Here is a 14,952-nt window from a genome sequence, read left to right on the forward strand (position 1 = left end):
ACCCGTTATAGTCCCACGACTCGCGCCGCACCTTAACCACCGCACACTCCTCCCAAAACACCCTCCCCCCCGCTTCCTGGCGTTCAGGCGGTGGGCAACTCCGGCCGCCCCTCGGCGGCCATGCCGCGCAGGAGACCGAGCATCACCTTTGGGACGCGGGCGCGCTGCGCGACCGTCAGCTCCAGGGCGTCCAGCGCCCGGTTCATCGCCTCGTACATGATCTTCGTCTGGACCTCGGCCAGCGTCACCAAACGCTCTTCCACGCCCATGCGGGCCGCGAGGTCGCACATCTTCAGCAGCCGGTCCCGTTCCTCTCCGTATAACCGCACCCAGCCGTTCACGGCCGCGCTGTACGTGGTGTCCACGCCGGGGAACTCCCCTCCCTGGCGCTCCACTTCGGAGGTCATGCCCCACACCAGGGCTTCGGCCTCGGTCTCCTGCACCCGCTCCAGCAGCCACGCCACGTGGCCGGACGCCTGCCGGATGAGCCGGGAGACGACGACCGCCGGATCTTCCTGCGAGCCGTCCACGTCCCCGTAGGTGCGCAGGAACTCGGCCGTGGCCTCCCTGCGCTGCGCGGCGGTCCGCACCTGTGGTGCTGCGCCACCGTGCATCGGGCACACGGTCGCCCCGGTGACCGCCATGCCGCGACACCGGCCGCCGGACCGCGTACGCGCCGTGCAGCGGCCGTCCTCGAGGCCGGGAAGCGCACGCTGCCCCTGCCGAAGCCGGTCCTGCGGGCGCTGAAGGCGTTCCGCGCCGCGCAGGCAGCGGAGAAGCTGGCCACCGGGGAGGCGTACGAGGACAGCGGGTACGTCCTCGTGGACGACCTCGGTCGGCCGTGGAAGACGGACAAGCTCCGGCGTGAGGCGCACAAGCTGATGGCCACCACGGGTGTACGGAAGGTGCGGTTGTACGACGCGCGGCACGCCTGCCTGTCGTGGATGGCGAACAACGGGGTGCCGGACACGGTGGTCTCCGCGTGGGCCGGTCACTCGGACCTCGGGGTCACGAAGCGAACCTACGTGCACTCCGACCCGCAGCCGCTCAAGGCGGGTTCGGAGAAGCTGGCCGAACTGCTCGGCTGACCTTGATCAACAGCGTTTGTGAGAAATTGTGAGACGGCGGCCCTGGAAACGATCAAGAGGGGCCCCGAAGGACCCCTCTGACCTTGTACTTCACCGTCGGGACGACAGGATTTGAACCTGCGACCCCTTGACCCCCAGTCAAGTGCGCTACCAAGCTGCGCCACGTCCCGATGCCTGGCTGACCTGGGGTTTCCCCCGGCCTGACCTGCATGAGAACCATACCCCACTCCGGCCACCGGACCGACTCCGCCATGAGGGGCGGCAACAGGGGCACAATCACCGGATGGACGAGAAGAGCGACGGCTCACGCGACACCCCCAGGGATCGCGACGCGGAGGGCCGGGCACGCAATGCCCGGCCCCGGGACGGGCTCGGGCGGCCGCTTCCGTACGGGGCCGAAGGGGTGGAGCGGCAGCCGGAGGGAGTGGCACGCACCCCTGCGGAGACTCTGCGGGAGGCCCAGCGGCTGCTCGACGCCGGGATGCCCTTCCACGCGCACGAGGTGTTCGAGGATGCCTGGAAGGCGGGGCCCGAGTCGGAGCGCGCCCTGTGGCGGGGGCTGGCACAGCTGGCCGTGGGGCTGACGCACGCCGCACGCGGCAACACCACGGGCGGCGCGCGTCTGCTGCTCAGGGGTGCGGGCGGACTCGCCGCGTACCCGGAGCCCAGGCCGTACGGGATCGACACCCGCGGGCTGACGGCCTGGGCCGAGCAACTCGCGGGCGGGCTCGTGGGACCGGTCGACGCGAAAGCCTCGGCCCCGCGCCTGACGACCGCTGCTTGAACAGGTCCGACCTGTGCTTGGACAGGTCTCCGGCCACGCCGGGACGCGGCCATCCGTCTTCCGCCTCCAGGGCCGCATTCGGTCGGCGGCCGACCGTGGCCCGGTGACGGCCCGGCCGCGTGAACCCGGAGCGACCCGGGGCCGGTGGACAACCCGGCGGAGGCCCGGGCCCCGTGGTCATGCGTCAGACTCGGTGGGTGAGAAAGATCTATGTGATCGGCATCGGCGCGGGTGACCCCGACCATCTGACGATTCAAGCGGTGAAGGCCCTCAACAAGACGGATGTCTTCTTCCTTCTCGACAAGGGCGCGGAGAAGTCCGATCTGATCCGGCTGCGCCACACCATCCTGCAGCAGCACATCGAGCCCGGCCGCGGATACCGGCTCGTCGAGGCGCGGGATCCCGACCGGGACCGTACGGCCGGCGGCTCCGGGTACGCGGCGGCCGTCGACGACTGGCGGCGGGCCCGCGCCCGTATCTACGAGCGCATGCTCAGGGAGGACCTGGGCGAGGACGAGTGCGGCGCCTTCCTGGTGTGGGGCGATCCGGCGCTGTACGACTCCACGCTCGCCGTGCTCGAAGAGGTCCTGGAACGCGGGGCCGTGGCCTTCGAGTACGAGGTGACCCCGGGCATCAGCAGCGTGTCGGCGCTGGCTGCCCGGCATCGCACGGGGCTGAACCGGGTCGGGCGTCCGGTGCAGATCACCACCGGACGCCGGCTCGCCGAAGGCTGGCCCCCCGGGGTGGACGACGTCGTCGTCATGCTCGACGCGGAGCAGGCATTCCGTCATTACGTCGCGGAGGATCCGCTGATCCACTGGGGCGCCTATCTGGGCACTGAGGACGAGATCCTGGTCTCCGGTCGGCTGTCGGAGGTCGCCGGGCGGATCGAGGAACTGCGGTCCGATGCGCGGGCCCGGAAGGGCTGGATCATGGACACCTATCTGCTGCGCAGGGACCGTCGACAGGACTGAACGGGCCGGGATACGGAACGACGTACGGCCGGGACGCGGACCTGCGGATGGCCCCGGGGTACGGACCGGACCAGGAGACCGAACGGCCCCCGGACCGGGACGGCGTACAGGCTCACCCGGCCACCGCCACCGGCCCGCCCACCCGGCGCCGAGAGTGACGCAGCCCATTATGCAACTTGTTGCACAAATAAGTGCGGCTGGTCTAGAAAGAGCTGACCACCACTGCGCACCGGAGGCGCCGGATGAGCCCGTACCCCCACCTGCTGAGCCCCCTCGACCTCGGCTTCACGACGCTGCCCAACCGCGTCCTGATGGGATCGATGCACCTCGGGCTGGAAGAGGCGCCCGACGGCTTCGAGCGGCTGGCCGCGTTCTACGCGGCGCGCGCACAAGCCGGGGCCGGGCTCATCGTGACGGGCGGCATCGCCCCCAACGAGCAGGGGCGGACACGGGACGGCTCCGCCAAGCTGACCAATGCGGCGGAGGCCGCACAGCATGCGGTCGTGACCGCCGCCGTCCACCGGGCGGGCGGCCGGATCGCGATGCAGATCCTGCACTCCGGCCGGTACGCCCACCACCCCGGCGGGGTGGCGCCGAGCGCGGTCCAGGCACCGATCAGCCCCTTCACACCGCACGCCCTCACGGACGACGAGGTCGAGCGGACTGTCGAGGACTTCGTACGGGCGGCCGGACTTGCTCGTGACGCGGGGTACGACGGTGTCGAGATCATGGGCTCCGAGGGCTATCTGATCAACGAGTTCATCACGGCGCGCACCAACCACCGCGAGGACCGCTGGGGCGGATCGTACGAGAACCGTGTCCGCTTCCCCCTGGAGATCGTGCGCCGGGTGCGCGAACGGGTCGGGCCCGACTTCATCCTGATCTACCGGCTCTCCATGCTCGACCTGGTCCCCGGCGGCTCCTCGCAGGAGGAAGTGGTCGCGCTCGCCCGGCAGATCGAGGCGGCCGGCGCGACCCTCATCAACACCGGTATCGGCTGGCACGAGGCCCGGATCCCGACCATCGTGACCTCGGTGCCGCGCGGTGCGTACACCTGGGTGACGAAGAAGGTCATGGACGCGGTCACGATTCCCGTGATCACCAGCAACCGGATCAACACCCCTGAGCTGGCGGAGGAGTTGCTGGCCGGCGGCGGTGCGGACATGGTGTCGCTCGCCCGTCCCTTCCTGGCCGATCCGGAGTTCGTCGCGAAGGCCGGGCAGGGCCGCTCCGAGACCATCAACACCTGCATCGGCTGCAACCAGGCCTGTCTCGACCACACCTTCAGCGGTCTGGTCACCTCCTGCCTGGTCAATCCCCGGGCCTGCCGGGAGACCGAACTGGTCCTGTCACCGACCCGTCACCGCAAGCGCATCGGTGTGGTCGGCGCGGGCCCCGCCGGCCTCGCCTTCGCCGTGTCGGCCGCCGAGCGCGGCCATACGGTGGTGCTCTTCGACGCCGCGGACGAGATCGGCGGACAGCTGAACGTGGCGCGGCGGGTACCGGGCAAGGAGGAGTTCGACGAGACCCTGCGCTACTTCCGTGTCCAGCTCGGCATGCACGGTGTCGACGTCCGGCTGAAGACCCTGGTCACGGCGGAGATGCTCACGGCGGAGGGTTTCGACGAGATCGTGCTCGCCACCGGAGTCGTCCCGCGCACCCCCGACATCCCCGGCCTCGACCACCCCAGCGTGGTCAGCTATCTGGACGTCCTGCGGGACGGCGCGCAGGTGGGGCAGCGCGTCGCGGTCATCGGAGCCGGCGGCATCGGCTTCGACGTGGCGGAGTTCCTCACCGACAGCGGCGATTCGGCGAGCCAGGATCCGGCGGTCTTCTTCCGGCAGTGGGGCGTCGACACGGAGCACCGCACACCCGGCGGCCTGTGCGCCCCGGTCCGGCCCACCGCACCGCGGACCGTGCATCTGCTCCAGCGCAGGACCGGCAAGGTCGGCGCGGGGCTCGGGAAGACGACGGGGTGGATCCACCGTACGGAGCTCAAGCACCGTGGCGTCACCACGGTCGCGGGCGCGACGTACGAGCGGATCGACGACGAGGGCCTGCACATCACGGTCGACGGAGCCCGTCAGGTGATCCCGGTCGACACCGTCGTCCTGTGCACCGGTCAGGAACCGCGCCGGGAGCTGTACGAGGCGCTGCGCGCCGCCGGGCACCCGGTGCGGGTGATCGGAGGCGCCGACGTGGCAGCCGAGCTGGACGCCAAGCGGGCCGTGCGGCAGGGGACCGAGCTCGCCGCGCGGGTCTGAGCCACCGCATCGCGACACCACCCGGCCGGCCCGCGGCAGCACCCGCCCCGCCGGGACCTCCTTAGGATGCCCGCATGTCCCTCCCGCACGCGATCCTCACCGCCCTGCTCGAAAAGCCGTCGTCGGGTCTTGAACTGACCCGGCGTTTCGACAGGTCGATCGGTTACTTCTGGTCGGCGACGCATCAGCAGATCTACCGCGAGCTGGGCAAGCTGGAGAAGTCCGGTCTGATCCGGCCACTCCCCCAGCAGCCCTCTCGTGGGCGCAAGCGTGAGTACGAGGTGCTGCCCGAGGGGCGTGCGGAGCTGACGGCCTGGGTCGCGGCCCAGGAGGATCCCAGGCCGTCACGCAATCCCCTGCTGCTGCGGCTGCGGGCGGCCGCCGTGGTCGGAACAGCGGGCCTCGGAGCGGAACTGAGCCGTCATCTGCGCCTGCACGAACAGCAGTTGGCGGAATATCTGGCCATCGAGGAGCGTGACTTCGCGCGCCCCGGCCTGTCCGCCGACGACCGCCTCCAGCATCTGGTGCTCCGGGGCGGCATCGATCTGGAGAAGTACTGGATCGCATGGCTCACCGAGGCGCTGGCGGAGATCCCCGGCCGTTGAGATCCGGCCGGCCCGGCATTCCGCGCAGCCCGTGCAGCCCTCGCATGGCACGCATCGGGGCCCCCTGGTCCCGATTCATGTGATTTTCACGGAGCCCGGCTACGGTGGCGGCTGTGACCCAGATGAGCCCGCCCGGCTGGCACCGAGACCCCGGGTATACAGGAATAGGCCCTGTCCAGGAACGCTGGTGGGACGGCGCCCAGTGGACCGACCAGCTGCGTGTGCCGCCTGCCGACACCCGGCGGCGCCGGTTGCGGATCGGCGCCGCGGTCACGGCGGCCGTGGTGGTCCTGGCGGCCGTCGGAGGCGGCATCTATCTGCTGACGAACGGATCGGACTCCGGGCACACACCGGACGCGGCCACCGCACCGTCCGGCGCACCCAGCCGCCCCGGCATGCCGGGCGGCAGCGGCGGAAGCGGCCAGAACGGCGGCGGCAGCGAAGGGAACGGCGGAAACCAGGACGGTGGTGGCCAGGGCGGCGGAGACCAGGACCCCGGGCAGCAGGCACCGCCGACCGAGGACGGTTACGCCACCGACGCGGCCAGCGGGATCAGCATCCCCGTACCCAAGGGCTGGACCGGCCAGTCGGGGACCGTCGGCGCGGGCGTGACCATCGGCAAGTACACCTGCCCGGACGGTAAGGACACGGACGGCAAGCCCGCCCAGTGCGTACGCGGCGGGGTGTTCTCCGAACCCGCGATCGCCCTGAAGATATCGGCGACCGACCCGAAGACCGTGGCGAAGAAGGACATCGCGGGCAACGCCAAGGAGTCGTACGGGGAGACCTCTTCGGGGATCACCTCGCACCAGCTGCTGAAGTCCGAGGCGGTGACCGTGGCCGGGCAGCAGGGCTATCTGGTGCGCTGGAAGGTAGTGACGAAGAAGGGTGACGACGGATATGTCCAGTCGCTCGCCTTCCCGTCCCCGCAGGCCGACGGCGAGCTGATCGTCGTCCGCTCCGGCTTCGACGTCAACGCCAAGGCTCCCGCGCTCTCGGTGATGGACGAGATCACCAAGGGCATCAAGGAAGCGTCCACTTCGGGTTCGGGAACCGGCTCGGGCCAGGGCGCCTGACCCCGGACACGGTGCGGTGCGCCGCCGCGTGCGGGGTACGGGGTCAGGGCGCGCCGCACGCGGCGGGGCGCGGGGTCAGGGCAGTACGAGCCAGTCCGCGGCGACGGCGGCCACCAGACCCACGCACAGCAGCCAGCTGGCAATCCTGGTACGGCCGCTGCGGCTGAGTTCGATGACCACACCGCAGAGGATCAGCGCCATCCCGTAGTCGGCCACCACCAGCAGGGACGACCTGCTGGTGAGCCGCTCCGCGAGCACCAGCGCGACCGCGGCCATCATGACGGACGCCACCGCTATCCGTATCCGCCGGGCTTGACGGGGCGTCATGCCCGGCCTCCCTGGCTCGGTCGGATCCGTGTCCACCGCTTCGCTCTGGTCAGGAGTGCTCATGAGCGGGAATCGTAACGGAGGGCGCGGTCTACGACCCCACCCCGTGCCGGTTCACAGGGCTATCACGATTTTGCCGTGCACGTGCCTCTCGGCCTGCGTCGTCACGGCTTCGCGGATCCGCTCGACCGGGAAGGTCGCCGCGATTGGCACCGTGATCTCGCCGGCATGAATCGCGTCGGCGATCCGCTCCATGGTGCCCGGGCCCGCGTCGAGGGCGCCCGCCGTGCGCACACCGGGCGGCGGGGCGGGGCCATCGGCCACGACGGAGATCCTCTCGGGTGCCACGCCTAGCTTGAGCGCGGTCTCGGCCGCCTCCCTTCCGAACAGGTCGGTCGCGGCGGTGATCCCCTCGGGCGCCAGGGCCCGCACCCGGTCCGCCAGGCCGGGGCCGTACGTCACGGGTTCGGCGCCGAGCCCGCGCAGGAATCCGAAGGTGCGCTCGGAGGCGGTGCCGAGCACCCGGGCACCCGCGAGCTTCGCCAGCTGCACCGCGAAGATGCCCACGCCACCCGCCGCCCCGCCGATCAGGACGGTGTCCCCGGCGCGGAGTCCGATCGCGTCGAGCGCGGCGGAGGCCGTCAGGGCGGACACCGGAAGCGCGCCCGCCACCTCGTCGGCGACGCCCTCCGGGGTGGGCCACAGATCTGCGGCGGGTGTCTTGACCAGCACGAAATCGGCGACGGACCGGCCAATCGCAGCCCCGAACACCCGGTCGCCTGCAGCGAATCCCGTGGCCTCGGCGCCCACCTCGTCCACCACTCCGGCGAAGTCGCTGCCGAACCCGGCCGGCAGGGTGATGCCGAACCGCGCCGCCATGTCGGGCTGTGTGGTGATCTGCCAGTCCATCGGATTCAGCCCGGCGGCGGTGACCCGGACGCGGACCTCGTCCGGTGCGGCGTGCGGCTCGGGTATCTCCTGCAGTTCGAGCACTTCGGGACCGCCAAAACGCCGGTAACGGACAGCTTTACTCATCGGTGACCTCTCCTGGCCAGTGATGGGACTTGGTCTCATCGACCGTACACCAGTGATGGGACCAAGTCCCGTACACTGCTCCCATGGCTCGCTGGCAACCCGACGCACCAGGACGACTCGCCGCCGCCGCTCTCGACCTCTTCGAGGAGCGCGGCTACGAGGACACGACCGTCATCGAGATCGCCGAGCGTGCGGGGCTCACCAAGAGCACGTTCTTCCGGTACTTCCCGGACAAGCGCGAGGTGCTCTTCGGCGGGGGCACGGTGGCCGGTCTGCTCGTCGAAGGGATCGCATCGGCGCCGCCGGCGGCCGGGCCGCTCGACGCGGTGGCGGAGGCACTCGACGCACTCGGCCGGACGTTCTTCACCGCCGACCGCCGCGAGTTCAGCGGCCGGCGCCAGGCCGTGCTGAACGCCCATACGGAGTTGCGCGAACGCGAAGCCCTGAAAAGGATCGACCTCACCGCCTCGATGGTCGAGGCCCTCGACCGCCGCGGAGTCCCGGGCCTGACCGCGCGCGTGACCGCTCAACTGGGCGCGCTCGTCTGGGAGATCGCCTACGACCGGTGGATCGGCACCGACACCGGCGAGGGCTTCGGCGCGCTGGCACGGCAGGCGCTCGCCGCGGTACGCGCCGAAGCCGCGCGCCTGGGTCCTTCCGCACAGAACCCGTAACCGGATCCATACGGGGATCTCCCCGCCTGACCTGCCGGAACTAGCCCGCCAGTTCGTCCTCCAGCCACGTACGCCCCCGGGTGCGGGCGCTCAGCCTGACCTCGCCCAGGGGGACGGCGAGGCGCTCCGCCTCGGCACGCACCACCGCCTCGGCGTCCGAGCCGACGTCCTCCAGGAAACGGCACACGATCTCGCCGCTCCGGTCCTGTGCCCAGCCGCCGACGATACGGCCGTTCCACCACAGCGAGGGCCCGATGTTCCCGGCCCGGTCGAAAAGGCGTGAGCCGTGATCGCCCAGGAACCAGGTGCGTTCATGCCAGCCCATCGGGGTGGAGTCGAGTGCGGGCAGCAGCGCCGCCCACGGTTCGGGCGGCGCGGTCTCCTCCAGGTCATCGGGCAGGAGCAGGCCCGTCGCGCCGCTGCCGAGATCGGCCTCGACGGGATTCAGTTCCCTGAGCACCCGCTTGACCTGGGTCTTCGTCCAACCCGCCCACCACCGCAGGTCGTCCGCCGTGGCCGGACCGAAGGCCCGCAACCAGCGCCGGGCCAGTTCCTCCTCCGCGCGGTGGACATCCCACTCGGCGAGGCCGCCGGGAAACCAGTCGGTCAGCGGCGCCCAGCGGTACTGGTGCGAGGTCCAGGAGCCGCGCGGCCGGCCGCGTACCACGCGCCCCTCGGCCGCGAGCAGAAGCAGCAGCCTGCTCGCGACCTTCTGTGTGCCTTCGTAGCTCTTGCCGGCCGAGAGCACGACCGTCGTACTGAGGCGAGGGTCGTCCCCGGCGAGATCTGCGGCCGTGGCCTCGCCCCGGGCGGCGAGCGCGCGTACGGCGATGTCCTCGGTCTCGGCCAGCCACTTCCGTACGCCCGCCTCGTCGTCCGCGACCTCGGACGCGGCGAGGAACCCGAGGAGTTTGCGGCGTTCTCGCGCGGCAACCGCCTGCGAGCAGGCTGCCTGCATCACCGGAGCCACGTCGAGGGAGGTGACGAAGACGGTGCGGCGCATTCCGAGGAGCCGGATGAGGGTGCGGTCCTCGTACAGCGCGCGTTCCACGTCCTGGACCGAACCGCCGTTCGTCCGCGCCCAGATGGCGACGTACACGGAGGACGGGTCGGTGCTGTGCAGGGCGACCAGGTCCCGCGCCACCTCGACCGGACCTTCCGCGCGGGCGACGGGCGCCAACCGGTGCCGTACACCGAGCCGTGCCCGTCGTTCCGCCACGTCGATTCGTCGCACTGCCCGTCACTCCTCTGTGCCATGTGCCGCGTTGCGGGCTTCTTGCCCACGGGGTGGACAGCGTACGGACGAAGAGGGCCGACTACGTCCGCACACCGGGAGATACTGTCCGGGCCGTGTTCACGGAGGCGCCGGTCTCCACTCACCGTATCGAGGTGGCCCGACGCCATGACCCTGCGCTATTACCGAGAGAACGGCCTGCTCGTTCTGGAGACGGACCGGCTCGTCCTGCGTGAGCAGTCGCCCGCGGCGGCCGCCGTGCTCGCCGATGGCGGTACGGCGGGACTCCACTGGCTGGACGCGGCACCGGGGAGCGGGACCCAGATCGCCGGGAAGATGGTCGCGATGGCGGCCGAGGCCGGGGCGTATGTGTCCGGGTGGGGCCTGTTCGTCATCCAGCGGGCCACCGATGGAGCCGCGCTGGGCGGGATCGGGTTCCACGGGCCGCCGTCCGAGGGGACGGTGGAGATCGGCTACGACCTGACGGAGTCGGCGCGGGGCGCGGGCTGGGCCACCGACGCGGTGATCGCACTCTCCCGCTGGACGCTCCAACTCCCCCACGTACAGACCGTGCTGGCCACCACCGAGCCGGGCAACCTGCCGTCGCAGCAAGTCCTGCGCCGGGCCGGGTTCACCCGGCTCGCCGATCTGGACGGCCTCTGGGCCTACGCGCTGACGGCCGGCTGAACCGGGCGCGGGGCGGGCGTCCGGAAGCTGTCCGTCCAGGCTCCCGGGTCCGTATGGTTCGGGCGGGGCACCTGTCCGGGTCCCGGAGTCCGGCGGCCGTCGGCGCGCCGGAACCCACATCGACTCGGCCACGAGGCCCGGCACGGGGCAGGGCGCGGGACTGAGCGTCAGGGGGGATCGGGCTATGGGGGATCGGGCGGTCGGGGAAGTGCCGGAAGTACCGGCCAGGGAGGAGAGCATCCGCAAGAGCGTGCGTTCCGGGGCGGACGACGCTCCCCGGGCGGAGCCTGCGGTCGCTCCGGCCCGGTTCGACCGGCGGGTGTACGTCGTCGCGGGGCTCGTGCTCTGTGTGCTCATGGCCCTTTCGAAGCGGTACGGCTTCCAGCGGGACGAGCTGTACTTCCTGGACAGCGCCCGGCATCTCCAGACCGGCTATGTCGACCAGCCGGTCCTGGCCCCCCTGCTGGCCCGGTTCTCCCTCTCGCTGTTCGGTGTCTCGGTCGCCGGACTGAGGCTCTGGGCCGCGCTGGCGGCGGCCTGCACGGTGGTCGTCGGCGGGCTCACCGCCCGCGAGTTCGGCGGGGCACGGCGCGCGCAGCTGCTCGCGGCCGTCGGTACCGCCACCATGCCCGTCCTGCTGAGCAGTGGGCACATCGCCAACACGACCCCGTACGAGATCCTGGCGTGGGCCGCGACCGCCCTCGTGGTGGCCAGGATCGGCCGCACCGGGGACACCCGCTGGTGGCCGGTGGTGGGCGTACTCGTCGGCGTCGGGGCGGAGTTCAACCATCTCGCGGGCATCTTCGCGGTCGCGCTGCTGATCGCCGTACTGGCCGGCCGGGCGCGCCGCTCGCTCGCCAACCGCTGGCTCGCGGCGGGCGCCGTGATCGCCGTGCTCTGTGTGCTGCCCGACCTGTGGTGGCAGGCGCACCACGACTGGGCGATGTTCGCGATGACCCGGGCTCTCAACGCCGAACACGGCGGCGCCGGGAACATCGTGACCTGGATCGTGGGCCAACTCGGCATGTCCTGCCTGGCGATGGTCGTGGTCTGGGCGGCGGGGCTGAAGTTCCTGTGGCGGTCCGGCAATCCGCTGTGGCGGTCCCTGGCGACGGTCTAAGGCCTGCTGTTCGTCGTCTTCGCGGTCAACACCGGCACCCAGACCTACTACCTGGGCGGGCTGTACGTCTGTCTGCTGGCCGCCGGTGCGGTCGGCCTCGACGGGGTGCTGCACGCACAGCCCGCCCAGCGGCACCGCCTGCTGGCCGCGACCGCCGTCACGGCCGCGGTGTCGGCTCTCGTCGTGCTGCCGGTGCTGCCCCCGTCGAACGCGGCCTGGGCCTACCGGGTCAGCGCCGTGTCGGGCGAGACGATCGGCTGGCCGCAGCTGGTCGGCACGGTCGGGGGCGTGTGGAACTCACTGCCGGCCCAAGAGCGCTCCGACGCCGTCGTGTTCACGGCCGACTACAGCGAGGCCGGCGCCATCAACGAACTGGGCCGCGGCACCGGGCTGCCCAGAGCCGTGAGCAACCAGAACACCGCGTGGTGGTGGGGCCCCGGCAATCCGCGGGCCACGACCGTGGTGGCCGTCGCGCCGGGACCCCAGTACGCGCCCGACTACGCCGCCTATCTGCGGCGGTACTTCGCCCATGTCCGGGTGGCCGCTTCGCTGTCGAACCCGTACGGCGTCCACAACATCGAATGGGGCGGACACGTCTACGTCTGCACCGGGCCCCGCCGGCCCTGGGGCGCGGTGTGGACCGGGCTGCGCCACTACGAGTGACGCCCGGGGCGTCCCCCGCCCGCCTGCCCCCAATCCGCTTGTGGGAGCGCTCCCGCACACTTCATAGTGGCTGCTGTGAATCCTCAGCCCTTCGTGCGCCCCTACCGTCCCGACGACCGGCCGGCGCTCTACGAGATCTGTATACGGACCGGCGAAGAGGGCGGCGACGCACGGCACTTGTACGCCGACCACGAGCTGCTGCCGAGTGTCTTCGCCGGGCCCTACGCGGAGCTCGAACCCGGTCTCACCTTCGTGGTCGACGACGGCGGCGGGCGCGCCGTCGGATATGTACTCGGCACCGCGGACACCCCGCTGTTCGTCGAGCGGTACCGCACCGAGTGGCTGCCCCGGCTCGCCGGGCGCTACCCGGACCCGGCAGGTCCGCTGCGGACGCCGGCCGACCAGATGGCCGCGCTGCTGCACCGCCCCGAGCGCATGCTGGTGCCCGAACTGGCCGCGTACCCCGCCCATCTGCACATCGATCTGCTCCCGGGCCACCAGCGTGCCGGGTTCGGGCGCGCACTGATGACCCGCTTCATCGGCGCGCTGGCCGAGCAGGGCGTGCCCGCGGTTCATCTGGGCATGGTCACGGCGAACACCCCGGCGCGGGCGTTCTACGACGGGCTGGGGTTCCATGTGATCCCCGTGCTGGACCCGGGCCCGCTGACCTATCTCGGCCGGGGCACCGGCGACCGGGTGTCCGACCGTCCGCCTACTCTGGCGGGATGACATCCCAACCCGCCTCGCGCCGGCCGGTGACCGCCCGATGAGCACCGCCGTACGACCGTTCCACCCTTTCGACCTGCCGGGCATGTACCGGGTGTGCCTGCTGACCGGGGACTCCGGCGGCGACGCCACCACGCACTACCACGACCCCGATCTGCTGGGCCATGTGTACGCCGGCCCCTACCCGGCCGCCGATCCGGGCCTGACCTTCGTGGCGTCCGACGCGTCCGGGGTGGTCGGTTACGTGGTGGCGACCGCGGACTCCGCGGCGTACGAGAGGTGGCGGGACGAGCACTGGTACGCCCCGCTGCGGCTCCGTTACCCGGAGTCCATGGCCGACGATCCGGGGGACGGCAGCAGGGACTGGCAGCGGGTGGCGCAGCTCCACCGCACAGCGGTCAGGGAGGGCGATCCGCTGTACGAGAGCCATCCGGCCCATCTGCACATCGACATTCTGCCGCGCGGCCAGGGCGCCGGGCTCGGCCGCCGGCTGATGTCGGCCGTGCTGGACGCGCTGCGGGCGCGCGGGGTGCGGGGCCTCCACCTCGGCGTGGGCGGCGGGAATCCGGGGGCGCGCGCCTTCTATCTGGCGCTCGGTTTCACCGAGGCCGAGCGGCAGGAGTGGGGGTCGGTCATGGTGATGGACCTGCGGGACGGGGCGGATCAGCCGGCCGGGGCGGATCAGCGCAGCAGCAGCTGAGCGCCGCCCAGGACCGTCGCGCCGATCACCAGCCGCTCGAAGAGCCGCTGGTTGATCCGGTGCACACAGGCCCGTCCGATGAAGGCGCCGGGGATGACGAAGACCACCAGGACGGCGTCCAGCAGCAGCGACTTGGCGTCGATCAGGCCGAGCCCCACACTGAAGGGGACCTTGGTCGTGTTGACGATCAGGAAGAACCAGGCCGAGGTGCCGAGGAAGCCCAGTTTCCGGAAGCCCGCGGAGATCAGATAGAGCGACATGACCGGGCCTCCCGCGTTGGCGACCATGGTGGTGAACCCGCCGAGCACACCGTACGAGCGGGCCATGAACCGGCCGCGGCCCGCGTTGCTCGCCGCCGCTCCCCCGTCTGCCTCCCGGGCAGCGCCCGCTCCGGCTTCCCGGACAGCGCCCTCCTCGCCTCCCCCGTCGGCGACCGGTCCGGCTCCGCCGGCCGTCCTTCCCTCCGCTCGGACGGCGGTGGCCGCCCCGCTCCGTGCCGTCTCCGTGGAGCGCCGCCGCCACAGGGTGACGCCCGCCATCAGCAGCAGGATCGCACCGATCGAGGTCCGGACCACCGCGTCGTCGGCCCAGAACAGGAACCCGGTGCCGATCACCACCCCCACGGCCACGGCGGGGAACAGCCGCAGCAGGGTGGGCCAGTGGGCGTGTCTGCGGTAGGTGAGGACGGCGAGCACGTCCCCGGCGATCAGTACGGGCAGCAGCACCCCGGTCGACTCCCGGGCCGGGAGGACCGCCGCGAAGACCGCGAGGCTGACGGTGTTGGCACCGCTGACGGCGGTCTTGGAGAAACCGACCAGCATCGCCGCCGCGGCGAGGGCGGCCATGGCTCCGGGGTTCCCCATGATGCTCAGCGTGTCCATAGAACTGGAGATGCTATGCCACGGCCTTCGAACGGATGCTCTCCGGGTGCGTCCGTGGCTGCGGGCACAGGTAGGGGGCCGCCCGGTGGACGGCCCCCTACCTGCCTCACTGCT

Annotated in this window: 17 protein-coding genes and 1 tRNA gene; 12 read left to right on the forward strand and 6 right to left on the reverse strand. The window is 71.5% G+C overall.

What is annotated here, in order from left to right:
- Positions 1-83: 83 nt before the first annotated feature.
- Positions 84-614, reverse strand: a complete 531-nt coding sequence (locus ACFXBC_RS22375; protein WP_385027083.1) for a hypothetical protein — start codon at positions 612-614, stop codon at positions 84-86.
- Between ACFXBC_RS22375 and ACFXBC_RS22380 the strand changes: the two genes are divergently transcribed.
- A complete protein-coding gene (locus ACFXBC_RS22380; protein WP_385027086.1) occupies positions 609-1,088 on the forward strand; it encodes a tyrosine-type recombinase/integrase in 480 nt (159 codons plus the stop codon). The genes ACFXBC_RS22375 and ACFXBC_RS22380 overlap by 6 nt on opposite strands.
- 96 nt (positions 1,089-1,184) lie before the next feature.
- Here the strand turns inward: ACFXBC_RS22380 and ACFXBC_RS22385 are convergent.
- Positions 1,185-1,258 (reverse strand) — tRNA-Pro (locus ACFXBC_RS22385).
- 113 nt (positions 1,259-1,371) lie between these two features.
- Between ACFXBC_RS22385 and ACFXBC_RS22390 the strand changes: the two genes are divergently transcribed.
- The 5 genes from ACFXBC_RS22390 to ACFXBC_RS22410 all read left to right on the forward strand — a co-directional run bounded on the left by ACFXBC_RS22390 (position 1,372) and on the right by ACFXBC_RS22410 (position 6,791).
- A complete protein-coding gene (locus tag ACFXBC_RS22390) occupies positions 1,372-1,872 on the forward strand; it encodes a DUF309 domain-containing protein (RefSeq protein ID WP_385027088.1) in 501 nt (166 codons plus the stop codon).
- Between the two features lie 197 nt (positions 1,873-2,069).
- A complete protein-coding gene (gene cobF / locus ACFXBC_RS22395) occupies positions 2,070-2,846 on the forward strand; it encodes a precorrin-6A synthase (deacetylating) (RefSeq protein WP_385027091.1) in 777 nt (258 codons plus the stop codon).
- Positions 2,847-3,088: 242 nt separating this feature from the next.
- Positions 3,089-5,110, forward strand: a complete 2,022-nt coding sequence (locus tag ACFXBC_RS22400) for an FAD-dependent oxidoreductase (protein ID WP_385027094.1) — start codon at positions 3,089-3,091, stop codon at positions 5,108-5,110.
- A gap of 74 nt (positions 5,111-5,184) precedes the next feature.
- A complete protein-coding gene (locus ACFXBC_RS22405) occupies positions 5,185-5,715 on the forward strand; it encodes a PadR family transcriptional regulator (protein ID WP_385027097.1) in 531 nt (176 codons plus the stop codon).
- Positions 5,716-5,828: 113 nt separating this feature from the next.
- Positions 5,829-6,791 carry a DUF2510 domain-containing protein gene (locus tag ACFXBC_RS22410; RefSeq protein ID WP_385027100.1) on the forward strand — a complete coding sequence of 321 codons (963 nt, stop codon included), beginning with the start codon at positions 5,829-5,831 and terminating at the stop codon, positions 6,789-6,791.
- Between the two features lie 75 nt (positions 6,792-6,866).
- Here the strand turns inward: ACFXBC_RS22410 and ACFXBC_RS22415 are convergent, their stop codons facing one another.
- On the reverse strand, positions 6,867-7,181 hold the full coding sequence (locus ACFXBC_RS22415) for a hypothetical protein (protein ID WP_385027103.1): 315 nt from the start codon (positions 7,179-7,181) through the stop codon (positions 6,867-6,869).
- Positions 7,182-7,232: 51 nt separating this feature from the next.
- A complete protein-coding gene (locus ACFXBC_RS22420; RefSeq protein ID WP_385027106.1) occupies positions 7,233-8,153 on the reverse strand; it encodes an NADP-dependent oxidoreductase in 921 nt (306 codons plus the stop codon).
- Between the two features lie 83 nt (positions 8,154-8,236).
- Here ACFXBC_RS22420 and ACFXBC_RS22425 point away from each other — a divergent pair, with 83 nt between their 5' ends.
- Complete coding sequence (locus tag ACFXBC_RS22425; RefSeq protein WP_385027109.1) at positions 8,237-8,827, forward strand: TetR/AcrR family transcriptional regulator; 591 nt, start codon at positions 8,237-8,239, stop codon at positions 8,825-8,827.
- 40 nt (positions 8,828-8,867) lie between these two features.
- Here the strand turns inward: ACFXBC_RS22425 and ACFXBC_RS22430 are convergent, their stop codons facing one another.
- Entirely contained in the window at positions 8,868-10,052 is a 1,185-nt protein-coding gene (locus ACFXBC_RS22430) for a winged helix DNA-binding domain-containing protein (protein ID WP_385027190.1), read from the reverse strand.
- A 177-nt stretch (positions 10,053-10,229) separates the two neighbouring features.
- Between ACFXBC_RS22430 and ACFXBC_RS22435 the strand changes: the two genes are divergently transcribed.
- The 5 genes from ACFXBC_RS22435 to ACFXBC_RS22455 all read left to right on the forward strand — a co-directional run bounded on the left by ACFXBC_RS22435 (position 10,230) and on the right by ACFXBC_RS22455 (position 13,957).
- A complete protein-coding gene (locus ACFXBC_RS22435) occupies positions 10,230-10,748 on the forward strand; it encodes a GNAT family N-acetyltransferase (RefSeq protein ID WP_385027112.1) in 519 nt (172 codons plus the stop codon).
- A gap of 184 nt (positions 10,749-10,932) precedes the next feature.
- Positions 10,933-11,868: a glycosyltransferase family 39 protein gene (locus ACFXBC_RS22440; RefSeq protein WP_385027115.1), complete on the forward strand. Its 936-nt coding sequence runs from the start codon at positions 10,933-10,935 to the stop codon at positions 11,866-11,868.
- Positions 11,869-11,973: 105 nt separating this feature from the next.
- Positions 11,974-12,531, forward strand: a complete 558-nt coding sequence (locus tag ACFXBC_RS22445) for a hypothetical protein (RefSeq protein WP_385027118.1) — start codon at positions 11,974-11,976, stop codon at positions 12,529-12,531.
- A 75-nt stretch (positions 12,532-12,606) separates the two neighbouring features.
- Positions 12,607-13,260, forward strand: a complete 654-nt coding sequence (locus ACFXBC_RS22450) for a GNAT family N-acetyltransferase (protein WP_385027121.1) — start codon at positions 12,607-12,609, stop codon at positions 13,258-13,260.
- Between the two features lie 37 nt (positions 13,261-13,297).
- A complete protein-coding gene (locus ACFXBC_RS22455; protein WP_385027124.1) occupies positions 13,298-13,957 on the forward strand; it encodes a GNAT family N-acetyltransferase in 660 nt (219 codons plus the stop codon).
- On the opposite strand, the gene ACFXBC_RS22460 is transcribed toward ACFXBC_RS22455, so the two are convergent.
- Positions 13,939-14,838, reverse strand: a complete 900-nt coding sequence (locus ACFXBC_RS22460) for a sulfite exporter TauE/SafE family protein (RefSeq protein WP_385027127.1) — start codon at positions 14,836-14,838, stop codon at positions 13,939-13,941. The genes ACFXBC_RS22455 and ACFXBC_RS22460 overlap by 19 nt on opposite strands.
- Between the last annotated feature and the right edge of the window lie 114 nt (positions 14,839-14,952).

Origin of the sequence: Streptomyces sp. NPDC059398 (assembly GCF_042751845.1) — a bacterium.
Classification (GTDB): Bacteria; Actinomycetota; Actinomycetes; order Streptomycetales; family Streptomycetaceae; genus Streptomyces.